Source organism: Streptomyces sp. NPDC005799 (assembly GCF_040630525.1).
Classification (GTDB): Bacteria; Actinomycetota; Actinomycetes; order Streptomycetales; family Streptomycetaceae; genus Streptomyces; species Streptomyces griseorubiginosus_B.
Window position 1 is genome coordinate 16,724 of the sequence record NZ_JBEXXQ010000061.1, and the last position, 13,428, is coordinate 30,151.

Annotated in this window: 13 protein-coding genes; 12 read left to right on the forward strand and 1 reads right to left on the reverse strand. The window is 70.0% G+C overall.

Annotated features, from left to right (window positions below):
- The first annotated feature begins 19 nt into the window (after nt 1-19).
- The gene (prcA, locus tag ABZ453_RS41485; RefSeq protein WP_208781309.1) at nt 20-769 is read left to right on the forward strand and encodes a proteasome subunit alpha; all 750 of its coding nucleotides are present in this window, start codon (nt 20-22) and stop codon (nt 767-769) included.
- Between the two features lie 65 nt (nt 770-834).
- Here prcA and ABZ453_RS41490 read toward each other — a convergent pair whose 3' ends face one another.
- Nucleotides 835-1,851: a LacI family DNA-binding transcriptional regulator gene (locus ABZ453_RS41490; RefSeq protein WP_359023687.1), complete on the reverse strand. Its 1,017-nt coding sequence runs from the start codon at nt 1,849-1,851 to the stop codon at nt 835-837.
- Nucleotides 1,852-1,964: 113 nt separating this feature from the next.
- On the opposite strand from ABZ453_RS41490, the gene ABZ453_RS41495 reads away from it, so the two are divergent.
- The 11 genes from ABZ453_RS41495 to ABZ453_RS41545 all read left to right on the forward strand — a co-directional run bounded on the left by ABZ453_RS41495 (nt 1,965) and on the right by ABZ453_RS41545 (nt 13,411).
- On the forward strand, nt 1,965-3,224 hold the full coding sequence (locus tag ABZ453_RS41495) for an MFS transporter (protein ID WP_359023689.1): 1,260 nt from the start codon (nt 1,965-1,967) through the stop codon (nt 3,222-3,224).
- Between the two features lie 9 nt (nt 3,225-3,233).
- Nucleotides 3,234-4,595 carry a Pup--protein ligase gene (pafA, locus tag ABZ453_RS41500; protein WP_067429457.1) on the forward strand — a complete coding sequence of 454 codons (1,362 nt, stop codon included), beginning with the start codon at nt 3,234-3,236 and terminating at the stop codon, nt 4,593-4,595.
- Nucleotides 4,596-4,722: 127 nt separating this feature from the next.
- Nucleotides 4,723-5,727 carry an FKBP-type peptidyl-prolyl cis-trans isomerase gene (locus tag ABZ453_RS41505; protein ID WP_359023691.1) on the forward strand — a complete coding sequence of 335 codons (1,005 nt, stop codon included), beginning with the start codon at nt 4,723-4,725 and terminating at the stop codon, nt 5,725-5,727.
- 60 nt (nt 5,728-5,787) lie between these two features.
- The gene (locus tag ABZ453_RS41510) at nt 5,788-6,159 is read left to right on the forward strand and encodes an FKBP-type peptidyl-prolyl cis-trans isomerase (protein ID WP_030945962.1); all 372 of its coding nucleotides are present in this window, start codon (nt 5,788-5,790) and stop codon (nt 6,157-6,159) included.
- 131 nt (nt 6,160-6,290) lie between these two features.
- Nucleotides 6,291-7,244 carry a WYL domain-containing protein gene (locus ABZ453_RS41515; RefSeq protein WP_359023693.1) on the forward strand — a complete coding sequence of 318 codons (954 nt, stop codon included), beginning with the start codon at nt 6,291-6,293 and terminating at the stop codon, nt 7,242-7,244.
- A 19-nt stretch (nt 7,245-7,263) separates the two neighbouring features.
- Entirely contained in the window at nt 7,264-8,295 is a 1,032-nt protein-coding gene (locus tag ABZ453_RS41520; RefSeq protein WP_356764210.1) for a WYL domain-containing protein, read from the forward strand.
- A 115-nt stretch (nt 8,296-8,410) separates the two neighbouring features.
- Nucleotides 8,411-8,701, forward strand: coding sequence for a hypothetical protein (locus tag ABZ453_RS41525; RefSeq protein WP_356764212.1), 291 nt, complete (start codon nt 8,411-8,413; stop codon nt 8,699-8,701).
- Nucleotides 8,702-8,721: 20 nt separating this feature from the next.
- A complete protein-coding gene (locus ABZ453_RS41530) occupies nt 8,722-8,916 on the forward strand; it encodes a hypothetical protein (RefSeq protein WP_359023695.1) in 195 nt (64 codons plus the stop codon).
- A 261-nt stretch (nt 8,917-9,177) separates the two neighbouring features.
- The gene (gene tatA, locus ABZ453_RS41535; protein WP_133045015.1) at nt 9,178-9,465 is read left to right on the forward strand and encodes a Sec-independent protein translocase subunit TatA; all 288 of its coding nucleotides are present in this window, start codon (nt 9,178-9,180) and stop codon (nt 9,463-9,465) included.
- 47 nt (nt 9,466-9,512) lie between these two features.
- Entirely contained in the window at nt 9,513-10,463 is a 951-nt protein-coding gene (gene tatC, locus ABZ453_RS41540; RefSeq protein WP_359023697.1) for a twin-arginine translocase subunit TatC, read from the forward strand.
- An 89-nt stretch (nt 10,464-10,552) separates the two neighbouring features.
- Nucleotides 10,553-13,411, forward strand: coding sequence for a DEAD/DEAH box helicase (locus tag ABZ453_RS41545; protein ID WP_359023699.1), 2,859 nt, complete (start codon nt 10,553-10,555; stop codon nt 13,409-13,411).
- Nucleotides 13,412-13,428 lie beyond the last annotated feature (17 nt).

Sequence of the window (13,428 nt, forward strand, 5' to 3'; positions counted from 1 at the left end):
AGAAAGGGACGGATAGCCGGTGTCGACGCCGTTCTATGTCTCACCCCAGCAGGCGATGGCCGACCGGGCGGAGTACGCCCGCAAGGGCATCGCCCGTGGTCGCAGCCTGGTCGTGCTGCAGTATGCCGACGGCATCGTGTTCGTCGGCGAGAACCCGTCCCGCGCGCTGCACAAGTTCAGCGAGATCTATGACCGGATCGGCTTCGCGGCCGCCGGCAAGTACAACGAGTACGAGAATCTGCGGATCGGCGGTGTGCGGTATGCCGATCTTCGTGGTTACACCTATGACCGTGACGATGTGACCGCTCGTGGTCTGGCCAACGTGTATGCCCAGACGCTGGGCACGATCTTCTCCTCGGCGGGTGAGAAGCCGTACGAGGTGGAGCTGGTGGTGGCCGAGGTCGGCGAGACCCCGGACGGTGATCAGATCTACCGGCTGCCGCACGACGGTTCGATCGTGGACGAGCACGGCTCGGTCGCGGTCGGCGGCAACGCGGAGTTGATCAGCAACTATCTGGACCAGGAGCACCGGGAAGGCATGTCCCTCGCTGAGGGGCTGAAGCTGGCTGTGAAGGCCCTGTCCCGTGAGTCGAACGGCACGCAGCGGGAGATTCCCGCGGAGCGTCTCGAGGTGGCGGTGCTGGACCGTACGCGTCCGCAGGCGCGTAAGTTCAAGCGCATTGTCGGCCGTCAGCTGTCCCGGCTGCTGGAGGCGGACGGGGCGTCCACCGAGGCGGAGAGCAGCACGGAGGGCTCCGACGAGGAGTAGGCCGTCTCGCTCCGTTTCTCACCTTTGTGTGCCCCGGCCGTCGACACGGCCGGGGCACAGGGCGTTCAGGGGCCGCTGGGTGGCGCTGTGGAGCCTCGAACGACCAGTTCGACGGGGATGTCGCCGGCCTCGGGTTCGCGGCCGTCCAGGACGGCCAGGAGGGCTCGCATGCCGTGCTCGCCGAACAGCTCCGCGTCCAGGCGGACGGTGGTGAGTTCGGGGTCGAGGGCGGTGGCGAGGGCGAGGTCGTCGAGGCCGGTGACCGAGAGGTCGTCGGGGACGCGCAGGCCGAGCCGTCGGGCTGCCTTGTAGGCGCCGGCGGCGAGTTTGTCGTCGTCGCAGACCAGGGCGGTGGGCCGGGGTCCGGGGGCGGAGAGGGCGGTTTCGGCGGCTGTGCGGGCGTCGTCGATGGTGATGGGTGCGCGGGTCGTGCGGAGGGAGGTGCCGGGTACGGCGGCGATGCGGGTGGCGAGTTCGCGCGCGCGTACGTCGAAGGTCCAGGAGGGCACGTCCGCCGCCAGGTGCAGGAAGCGCCGGTGGCCGAGGTGCAGCAGGTGTTCGGCGACCTGGCGTACGCCGTCGGTGATGTCGAGGTTGACGGTGGCCGCGCCCAGGCTGCCCTCGGGGTCGCTGTCGAGCATCACCAGGGGCAGCTGGTCGCCGCGGATGGCGCTGAGGGCGTCGGCGGCCATGGAGGAGGCGATGACGCCGTCGAGGGCTGCCTGGGCGGAGGCGAAGGGGTCCCTGGCCGGGCCGATGCCTTCGGGGGAGGGGTAGAGGACGACGCCGAAGCCGTGGTCGGCGGCCACGCGGGCGGCGCCCGTGTAGACGCCGGCGAAGAACTCGGTGGTGAGGGCGGGGACGACGAGGAGGACGGTGCGGGTGTGGCCGAGGCGCAGGTTGCGGGCGGCGAGGTTCGGCCGGTATCCCAGGTCGCGGGCGGCTTTCCGTACGCGTTCCGCGGTGGCCTCGGACACGCGCCCGCGCCATTTGTCGCCGAGGACGAGTGAGACGGCTGCCTGGGACACTCCGGCCGCTTGTGCGACGTCACGGCTGGTCGGGCGCGTGCCGTTGCGTGCCACCGTGGGTCGCTCCTTCTGTCGGGACGTGCTGTCCGGACGTGCTGTCTGGACGTGTGAACAGCGCACATGGTACGTATGAGAGACGGGGTTATACGTAACACTTGGAGGCGGGCATGGCCGCGGGATACCTGGAGATCCTCAGGGCGAGGCACGCGGCGCGCCTTCTCGTGGGCACGCTGGTGGGCCGGCTGCCCAATGCCACGGCGGCCATCGCGATCGTGCTGTTCGTGCGCGCGGAGGGCGGCACGTATGGCCTGGCGGGCGGGCTCGCGGCCGTGTACGGCGTCGCCAACGCGGCAGGCCAGCCGGTGCTGGGGCGGCTGGTGGACCTGCACGGGCAGCCGCGCGTCCAGCTGCCCGCCGCGCTCGCCTCGGCCCTCGCCATGGCCGGGTTCGCCTTCGCGGGCACCCGTCCCCTTCCGCTCGCCTACGCGTGTGTGGCGGCCGCCGGGCTGCTGACACCGCCCCTGGAGGGCGGTCTGCGGGCCCTGTGGCCCTCGGTGCTGGGCCGGGAGGAGCAGGTGCACACGGCGTACGCCATGGACGCGGTGGCGCAGGAAGTGATGTTCACCGTGGGGCCGTTGCTGGTGACGCTCTGCGTCTCCCTGTGGTCGGCCGAGGCGGCGCTGCTGATCCTGAACGCCGTCGGTGTGCTGGGAGCCCTTTCCGTGGTCGTCTCGCCGCCCTCGCGCGCGTGGCGCTCGGCACCGCGTGAGGCGCACTGGCTCGGCGCCCTGCGCTCGCCGGGACTGCTCGCCCTGCTGGGCGCGCTGCTGTTCGTGGGCATGGCGCTGGGCTCCATCACGGTGGCCTCGGTGCCGTACGCGGACGACCACGGCGGTGACGCCGTGTACGGCTGGCTGATGGCCGCCCTCGGGCTGGGCGCGCTGATCGGCGGCACCGCGTACGGGGCGCGGCGGTGGACCGGTGAGCCGGCCCGGCGACTGCAGGCGCTGGTGGCCCTTCTGGCGGTGTGTTACCTGCCGCTGACGCTCATGCCGGGCGCGGTCGCCATGGTGCTGCTCACCGTGCTGGCGGGGGTGTTCCTGGCGCCCTGCATCGCCTGCGCGTTCGTCCTGGTCGACCGGTACGCGCCGAGTGGGACGGTCACGGAGGCGTTCTCCTGGCTGGTGACGACGTTCACCGTCGGCGCCTCGGTCGGAACGGGCCTCGCGGGGCCGGTCGTCGAGGCCGGAGGGGCCCTGTGGGGCTTCGTCGTGCCCGGTGTCGCGGGGGGTGTGTCGTTGCTGGTTCTGCTGGCCACCGGACGGGTCCTCGCAGCTCCCGCCGGGCGGGCGGTCGTTGCGGCTTCATCGGAAAATGATCCAAACCGTGCGGCCGAACCCCGTTTCAGTTCAGGGGATCGGGCGTAATGTTCACTCATGGACCGCCGCATTTTCGGGCTGGAGAACGAGTACGGCGTCACATGTACGTTCAGGGGACAGCGCCGCCTGTCTCCCGACGAGGTGGCGCGGTACCTCTTCCGCCGTGTCGTGTCATGGGGCCGCAGCAGCAATGTCTTTCTGCGAAACGGCGCCCGCCTCTATCTCGACGTGGGCTCACATCCGGAATACGCGACACCCGAATGTGACAATGTGACCGAACTGGTCACCCACGACAAGGCCGGCGAACGCATTCTGGAAGGACTCCTGGTAGACGCCGAACGACGCCTGCACGAGGAAGGAATCGCGGGCGACGTCTACCTCTTCAAGAACAACACCGACTCGGCCGGCAACTCCTACGGCTGCCACGAGAACTATCTCGTCGCCCGGCACGGGGAGTTCTCCCGGCTGGCGGACATCCTCATCCCGTTCCTGGTCACGCGGCAGCTGCTGTGCGGGGCGGGCAAGGTGCTGCAGACCCCGCGCGGGGCCGTCTACTGCGTCAGCCAGCGCGCGGAGCACATCTGGGAGGGCGTCTCCTCGGCGACGACCCGCTCGAGGCCGATCATCAACACCCGCGACGAACCGCACGCGGACGCCGAGCGCTACCGCCGGCTGCACGTCATCGTGGGCGACTCGAACATGTCCGAGACGACCATGCTGCTCAAGGTCGGCGCCACCGACCTGGTGCTGCGCATGATCGAGGCGGGCACCGTGATGCGCGACCTGACCCTGGAGAACCCGATCCGGGCGATCCGCGAGGTCAGTCACGACATCACCGGCCGGCGCAAGGTGCGCCTGGCCAGCGGCCGCGAGGCCTCCGCCCTGGAGGTGCAGCGGGAGTACTACGAGAAGGCCGTGGACTTCTGCGAGCGCCGCGGCATCCGCACCGGCACCGTGGAGCAGGTCCTGGAGCTGTGGGGCCGCACGCTGGACGCGATCGAGGCCGAGGACCTCGACCGGATCGGCACCGAGATCGACTGGGTCATGAAGTACCAGCTCATCGAGCGGTACCGGGCCAAGCACAACATGACCATGTCGCACCCGCGGGTCGCGCAGATAGACCTCGCCTACCACGACATCCACCGCCGTCGTGGCCTGTACTACCTGCTCGAGAAGAAGGGCCAAGCGGCCCGTATCTGCAACGACTTGAAGATCTTCGAGGGCAAGTCCGTTCCGCCGCAGACCACTCGGGCCCGGCTGCGCGGCGACTTCATCCGCAGGGCCCAGGAACAGCGTCGGGACTTCACCGTCGACTGGGTCCACCTCAAGCTCAACGACCAGGCCCAGCGCACGGTGTTGTGCAAGGACCCGTTCCGGTCGGTGGACGACCGGGTGGAGAAGCTGATCGCCGGGATGTGAGCAACCCGTTCCGGTGAACACCGGAACGCAACACGGGCGCCGCACGTTTTCCGTGCGGCGCCCTTCTCACGCCGTAGAGTTGCGCGCACGCCAATCAACCAAGATCGATCGATACGAGGCCCCCACCGTGCGCCGACGCTCCCTACTCATCGCCGTACCCGCAGGACTGGTCACGCTCGCCGGATGCGGCGACGACAACAAGTCCGACTCGAGCAAGGCGAGCGACAGCGCGTCGCCCTCCGCGCAGGCCACCTCCGCCGCGCCATCGCCGAAGATCGTCGACGGTCCGCTGCCGGCCATCACGGCGGGCACGGCGTTCGGTACGAAGCCGACCGTCGCCAAGGGCAGCGGCGAGCCCTCGAAGCAGCTCGCGGTGAAGACGGTCATCGCGGGCAGCGGCAAGACCGTCGCGGAGAACGACTACATCCAGGCCCACTACCTCGGCCAGGTCTGGGACACCGCGAAGGTCTTCGACAACTCCTACGACCGCAAGACCCCGCTGCTCATCCAGCTCGCCCAGGGCAGCATCATCGACGGCTGGCGCTACGCCCTGACCGGCAAGAAGGTCGGCAGCCGCGTCCTGTTCTCGGTGCCTCCCACCTGGGGTTACGGCACGACGGGGAACGCGCAGGCCGGTATCAAGGGGACCGACACGCTGGTCTTCGTCGCCGACATCCAGGGAGCGTTCAACGCGACCAGCTCCGCCAAGGGCGCCGACGTCCCGCAGAGCGACCCCAAGCTGCCGAAGATCGGCACCAACACCGACGGCAAGGCCCCCTCGATCGACATCCCGAAGGCGACCGCGCCGACCGGGCTGGTGGCGAAGTACGTCATCGAGGGTGACGGCGACGTGGTCGGCGCGAAGGACACCGTGCTCGTGCAGTACAAGGGCGTGGTGTGGGACAGCGGCAAGGAGTTCGACTCGACGTACAGCCGCAAGGCGCTGACGTCGTTCTCGCTGCAGCAGGTCGTCAAGGGCTGGGCGCAGGGTCTGACCGGCAAGAAGGTCGGCAGCCGCGTCCTGATCGTCATCCCGCCCAAGCTGGGCTACGGCGACAACCCGCCGGCGGGCAGCGGCCTGAAGAAGGACTCGGTGCTGGTCTTCTCGGTCGACATCCTGGCCAAGATGTGACCCGCCGGTGATGTAAGACTGTGCGTGTTGCCTTTCCGTAGACAAGCAGGAGCTAGAGACGTGAGCATCGAGAAGCCCGAGATCGACTTCCCGGGCGGCGAGCCCCCGGCGGACCTCGAGATCAAGGACATCTGGGAGGGCGACGGCGCGGTGGCGCAGGCGGGCCAGACCGTCACCGTCCACTACGTGGGCGTCGCCTTCAGCACCGGCGAGGAGTTCGACGCGAGCTGGAACCGCGGCACCCCCTTCCGCTTCCCGCTGGGCGGCGGCCGGGTCATCAAGGGCTGGGACCTGGGCGTGCAGGGCATGAAGGTCGGCGGCCGCCGTCAGCTGACCATCCCGGCGCACCTCGCCTACGGCAACCAGAGCCCGACCCCGGCGATCAAGCCGGGCGAGACCCTGATCTTCGTGGTCGACCTGGTCGCCGTCTGACCGTCGGATCCGACCGGACCCGATCACCTGGGGCCCATGCCTGCTCGGGCATGGGCCCTCGGCTTTTGCCACGCCACTTCGGGGCGGTACGGTCATCGTCGTAAAGGACCATAGGGAGGCGAAGGGCGTCGATGGCCATTGCCAAGGCCGAGCGGCTGATGAACCTGGCGCTGTGCCTGCTCGGGACGCGGCGGCCGCTGAGCAAGCGTGAGCTGCGCGAGTCCATCGAGGCCTATCTGGAGGCCAATTCGGAGGACGCCTTCAGCCGCATGTTCGAGCGGGACAAGGACGACCTGCGTGAACTCGGCCTGGTCATCGAGACGGTGGAGAACCTCGACGGCGAGACCGGCTATCTGGCCCGCCGGGACAGCAACCGTCTGCCGCCCATCACGCTCGACGCCGAGGAGGCGGCCGCCCTGGGTCTTGCCGCCAAGGTGTGGCAGCAGGCCCGGCTCGCCGGCGCGGCCAGCGGTGCCCTGCAGAAGCTGCGTGCGGCGGGACTGCCCGAGGACGTCGACCCGTACGAGGCCCACGGCGCCCTGGAGCCGCGCATCCCCGTCCACGAGGCCGCCTTCGAACCGCTGATGCTGGCCTGCCGCGACCGCCGGCCGGTCGTCTTCGACTACCGCAAGGCCAACGCCGCCCATCCCGAACCCCGGCACGTCGAGCCCTGGGCGCTGGAGTGCTGGCGCGGCCACTGGTATCTGGCCGGCTTCGACCGCGACCGGGGCGCCGAGCGGGTCTTCCGGCTGTCGCGGATCACCGGCAAGGTCCGCAGCCGCAGCGGGCGGTTCACCGCCGAGATCCCCGATGTCGTCACCGTCCGCGAGACGGTCGCGAGCTGGGCGGGGGAGACCGCCGACCGCTCCGCGCTGATCCGGCTGCGCGCGGGCGCCGGGTACCCCCTTCGGGCGAAGGCCACCTCGGTGCGGGAACTCGGCGACGGGTGGGACGAGTTGGAGATTCCGTACGGGCACGGGCTGGACGCCTGGCTGGTGGAGTTCGGTCCGGACGTGGTGGTCCTCGAGCCGGCCGAGCTGCGGGCGGACGTCGTGGACCGGCTGCGGGCCGTGGCCAAGGGCTGAGGGGGAGCGGAGCAGGACAGTGGCAGGCAAACCGGTCAGGCCCGTCAACGCCATCGACCAGACCCGGCGGATGCTCTCCCTGGTGACCTACCTGAAGGAGCGCCCCGGGGCCAGGGTCGAGGACGTGGCGCGCGCCTTCGGCATCACCGAGGACGAGCTGGTCTCCGACCTCGACGTGCTGCCCATGTGCGGCACCAGCTTCCGCGGCGGCGATCTCCTCGACATCGACACCGACGGCGAGCGCATCTGGTGGCACAACCCGGCCGCCCTCGGCGAGGAGACCGCGGAGCCGCTGCGTCTCGCCGCCGACGAGGCGACCGCGCTGCTCGTGGCCGCCCGCGCGGTGTCCACGCTGCCGGGCCTGCGCGAGAGCGACCGGCAGGCGCTGCTGCGGGCCACCGCCAAGGTGGAGACCGCGGCGGGCGAGGCGGCGGGCGCCAGCGCCCGCCTGTCGGTGACCTTCGAGTCCGAGGGCGGGGTCTTCGCGGACGTCGACCGGGCCATCTCCGAGCGCCGACGGCTGTGGATCCGCTACTACTCGCCGGCCCGCGACGAGGTCACCGAGCGGGAGATCGACCCCATCCGCCTGGTCAGCGTCGGGCACACCTACGTGGAGGCCTGGTGCCGCCGCTCCGAGGCGCGCCGCACCTTCCGGCTCGACCGGGTCGCCGAGATCAAGATCCTGGACGAGCCGTCCGCGCCGCCCGAGATAGAGCTCAGGGACCTCTCCGAGGGGCTGGTCCAGCCGGCCGCCGAGGACCCGGAGGTCGTCGTCGAGGTCGGTCCGGGCGGCCGCTGGGTCGCCGAGTACTACCCGCACGACAGCGCCGATGAGCTTCCGGACGGCGGGCTGCGTATTACCCTGCGCACCCCCGATCCCGCGTCGCTGCGGCGGCTGGCGCTGCGGCTGGGCCGTGACGGCCGGATCGTCTCCCCGCCCGACCTCGCCGCCAGCGCCCGCCGCGCGGCCCGTGAGGCACTGGCGGCGTACGACGGGGTCGAGGCGCAGAGCACGGATCAGGAGCACTCGGTTCACGACAGGCGGGAGTGAGCCGGACAGGCGCCGGTGCCCGGGGGCGAGTGCCCGAAGGGCGGGGCACGGTCGCCCCTCGGCTTCGGCCGAGGCGCTCCGGACGCGAACGACCAGGGACAAGGGAGCAAGGGCTGTGAGCGAGTCGTCGGTGTCGGGTGTGCGGGGCATGTCGGTGGCGGCCGCCTTCGCCGGGATGAGAAGTGTGGCCCCGGTGGTGTTCAAGGCGGGCTGCCCGGACTGCCGGGGCAGCTTCGAGCTCACCGCCAACGCCCTCAGACTGGCCATCGGCGCCAGCAGCCGCTCCACGTTCTACTCCTTCACCTGCCCGGACTGCGGAGCCGCGGTCCGCAAGCCGGCCGGGGAGCGGATCGTGGAACTGCTCACCGGCGGCGGGGTCAGGACCCTGCGGCTGCACACGCCGTAGAAAGGTCTAGTCTCGGCGTCATGTTCTGGCCGATGTTCGCGGTAGCCGTGGGTTTTATGGGTCTCGCCGTCCTGGGGGTGTTCGCCGTCCGGGTCTTTGTGGAGGCACAGCGGCTGGGCAGGCAGGTCAGCGACTCGGCGCGGCGGATCAACCGGGCCGCCGAGGACCTGGAGCGGGCCGCGGTGAGCACCGCGAGGGCCGTGGATTCCCTGTGAGTCCCGCTGTGCGAGCCATGTGAGTCCTGCGCCGCAGGCGCTTTGGGTCACTTCGACCTGTCACCGCAGCCACAGTGACGGGTACGCTGCTGGTCGCGGCACGGAGAACGAGGCCCGGGTCGCGGACCGGGAGTACGCACGGGGATTGCCTCACGTTTACCCCTGAGCGTTACGATCGCTGGCAACACGGTCGATCGGACAGGTGTCCGACCGGCCGGACAGCACCCCACCCCAGCCGCCTCGGTGAGAAGGTAAAGACTTATGTTCGGAAGGCTCGGCGCCCCCGAGATCATTCTCATCCTCGTCGTCATCGTCCTGCTGTTCGGCGCGAAGAAGCTTCCCGACATGGCGCGCTCGCTCGGCAAGTCCGCCCGCATCCTCAAGAGCGAGGCGAAGGCGATGAAGGAGGAGGGCAACAGCACGGCCACCCCGGCCGGCCCGCCGAACAACGGCGAGCAGCCCCCCGCTCAGCGCACCATCCAGGCCGCCCCCGGCGACGTGACCAGCTCGCGCCCGGTCACCGAGCCGACGGATTCCACCAAGGCCTGATGCAGGGCCGGACACCTCCGGCCTGCCGCACGAGATGAGGACGTGGGTTGCCCAAGTCTGCCCGCAAACAGGAGAAGGATCCCGAGGGGCGGATGCCCCTTGCGGACCACCTTCGTGAGCTCCGCAACCGGCTCGCGAAGGCGATGCTGGCCATCGTCGTGATCACGATCGTCGCTGCCTTCTTCTACAACGACATCATCAACTTCCTCACCAAGCCGGTCCTCGACTCGGTCGGGTGCGGGGAGACCTTCGAGCAGCTGGCCAGGTCCAAGTCCAGCTCTCACCCGTGCGCCCAGATCACGATCAACGGTCTGCTGGCGCCCTTCACGCTGGCCCTGCAGGTGTCCCTCATGGCCGGTGTGGTGTTCGCCTCGCCGATCTGGCTGTACCAGCTGTGGGCCTTCGTCGCGCCCGGTCTGCACAGGCACGAGAAGAAGTACGCCTACGCGTTCGTCGGCACCGGCGTCCCGCTGTTCTTCGGCGGCGCCTTCTTCGCGTACAAGGTCCTGCCGACCACGGCGAAGGTGCTCATCGACTTCACCCCGCACGGCGTGAGCAACCTGCTCCCGCTCGACGACCTGCTCCAGCTCGTCACGCGCATGGTGATCGTCTTCGGGCTCTCCTTCGAGCTCCCCCTGCTGCTGATCATGCTGAACCTCACCGGGGTGCTCAGCGGCACGCGGATGCTCGGCTGGTGGCGGGCCATGATCCTGGGCATCACGGTCTTCGCGGCGGTCGCGACGCCCAGCACGGACCCGCTGTCGATGCTGGCCCTGGCCGGACCGATCTGGGTGCTGTACTTCGGCGCGGTCGTGTTCTCGATCTTCAACGACAAGCGCAAGCGCCGTCGTGAGGAGATGGGTCCCGCCGACGACGAGGCCTCCGACCTGGACCTCACCCCCGAGGACATCGGGGAGGTCGAGACGGTCTCGGCCAGCCGGGCACTGCCCGAGCAGGCCACCACGGACCGGGTCAACGGCTACGACGACGTGACCTGAGCGCCCGCTCGCGAACACGGTCCGAGAGGTGCCCACCGTCCACCGGGACGCGGGCACCTCTCGGTGTTTGACGGCCAAGGTTCCGGATAATGATCGTCCTGTTGTCAGTGGGGCCCGGTACGCTCGAAAGCACGATGACAGAGGACCTCTCACCGGCCGAGCGGTACGCGGCTGCCCGTAGGCGCGCTGCCGAGCAGGCCACCGCGCTCGCCTCCTTCCGCGAGATGTACGACTTCGGTCTGGACCCCTTCCAGATCGAGGCCTGCCAGGCACTCGAAGCGGGCAAGGGCGTGCTGGTCGCCGCGCCCACCGGCTCCGGCAAGACGATCGTGGGCGAGTTCGCCGTCCACCTCGCCCTGCAGCAGGGCAAGAAGTGCTTCTACACGACACCCATCAAGGCACTGTCGAACCAGAAGTACGCCGACCTGTGCCGCCGCTACGGAGCGGACAAGGTCGGCCTGCTCACCGGCGACAACAGCGTCAACTCCGAGGCGCCGGTGGTCGTGATGACCACCGAGGTCCTCCGGAACATGCTGTACGCCGGCTCCCAGACCCTTCTCGGCCTCGGCTACGTGGTCATGGACGAGGTGCACTACCTCTCCGACCGCTTCCGCGGAGCCGTGTGGGAAGAGGTGATCATCCACCTCCCCGAGTCGGTGACCCTGGTCTCGCTGTCCGCGACCGTCTCCAACGCCGAGGAGTTCGGCGACTGGCTGGACACCGTCCGCGGCGACACCGAGGTGATCGTCTCCGAGCACCGGCCCGTGCCGCTGTTCCAGCACGTGCTGGCCGGACGCCGGATGTACGACCTCTTCGAGGAGGGCGAGGGCAGCAAGAAGGCCGTCAACCCCGACCTCACGCGCCTGGCCCGCATGGAGGCGAGCCGGCCGTCGTACCAGGACCGCAGACGCGGCCGCGCCATGCGCGAGGCGGACCGGGAGCGGGAGCGCCGCCAGCGCTCGCGGGTGTGGACACCGGGGCGTCCCGAGGTCATCGAGCGCCTCGACGCCGAGGGCCTGCTGCCCGCCATCACCTTCATCTTCAGCCGCGCGGCCTGCGAGGCGGCCGTACAGCAGTGCCTGTACGCCGGCCTCCGGCTCAACGACGAGGAGGCGCGGGACAAGGTGCGCGCCCTGGTCGAGGAGCGCACCGCGTCCATCCCGACCGAGGATCTGCACGTCCTCGGGTACTACGAGTGGCTGGAGGGCCTGGAGCGGGGCATAGCCGCCCATCACGCGGGCATGCTGCCGACCTTCAAGGAGGTCGTCGAGGAGCTGTTCGTCCGCGGCCTGGTGAAGGCCGTGTTCGCCACGGAGACGCTCGCGCTCGGCATCAACATGCCCGCCCGCTCGGTGGTGCTGGAGAAGCTCGTCAAGTGGAACGGCGAGCAGCATGCCGACATCACGCCCGGCGAGTACACCCAGTTGACGGGCCGGGCCGGCCGCCGGGGCATCGACGTCGAGGGCCACGCCGTTGTCTTGTGGCAGCGCGGGATGAGCCCCGAGCACCTGGCCGGCCTCGCGGGCACGCGCACCTATCCGCTGCGCTCCAGTTTCAAGCCGTCGTACAACATGGCGGTCAACCTGGTGGAGCAGTTCGGGCGGCACCGCTCCCGCGAACTGCTGGAGACGTCGTTCGCGCAGTTCCAGGCCGACAAGTCCGTCGTCGGGATCTCCCGGCAGGTGCAGCGCAACGAGGAGGGCCTGGAGGGCTACAAGGCCTCCATGACCTGCCACCTCGGCGACTTCGAGGAGTACGCCCGCCTGCGGCGCGAACTGAAGGACCGCGAGACCGAGTTGGCCCGGCAGGGAGCCGTGGAGCGGCGCGCCGAGGCCGCGGTGGCGCTGGAGAGGCTGAAGCCGGGAGACGTCATCCATGTGCCGACGGGCAAGTACGCCGGTCTGGCCCTGGTGCTGGACCCCGGACTGCCGGCCGGGCGGTCCAACGGACATCGTGGCTTCGAGCACCACGACGGGCCGCGACCGCTGGTGCTGACTGCCGAGCGGCAGGTCAAGCGACTGGCGTCGATGGACTTCCCGGTGCCGGTCGAGGCGCTGGAGCGGATGCGGATCCCCAAGTCGTTCAACCCGCGCTCGCCCCAGTCGCGCCGCGACCTCGCCTCCGCGCTGCGCACCAAGGCCGGGCACATCCCGCCGGAGCGCGCGAGGAAGAAGCGGTCGCAGGCGGCCGACGACCGGGAGATCGCGCGCCTGCGCACCGCCATCAGGGCGCATCCCTGCCACGGGTGCAGCGAGCGTGAGGACCACGCGCGGTGGGCCGAGCGCTACCACCGGCTGCTGCGGGACACCTCGCAGCTGGAGCGGCGCATCGAAGGCCGTACGAACACGATCGCGCGGACCTTCGACCGCATCGTGGCGCTGCTGACCGAGCTGGACTATCTGCGCGGTGACGAGGTCACCGAGCACGGCAAGCGGCTGGCGCGGCTGTACGGCGAGTTGGACCTGCTGGCCAGCGAGTGCCTGCGGGAGGGCGTCTGGGAAGGGCTCGGTCCCGCGGAACTCGCCGCCTGTGTCTCGGCGCTGGTGTACGAGGCACGGGTCGGGGACGACGCGATGGCGCCGAAGCTGCCGTCGGGCAAGGCCAAGGCCGCGCTCGGCGAGATGGTGCGGATCTGGGGGCGGCTGGACGCGATCGAGGAGGACTTCCGGATCACACAGACCGAGGGCGTCGGGCAGCGGGAGCCGGATCTCGGCTTCGCCTGGGCCGCGTACATGTGGGCCTCCGGGAAGGGGCTGGACGAGGTGCTGCGCGAGGCGGAGATGCCGGCGGGGGACTTCGTGCGGTGGTGCAAGCAGGTGATCGACGTGCTGGGGCAGATCTCGGCGGCGGCGCCTGTCTCTGCCGAGGGCTCGACCGTGGCCAAGACTGCGCGTAAGGCTGTTGATCTGTTGCTGCGGGGGGTTGTGGCCTACTCGTCGGTGGGGTGACGTTTCGTCGGCGGGTG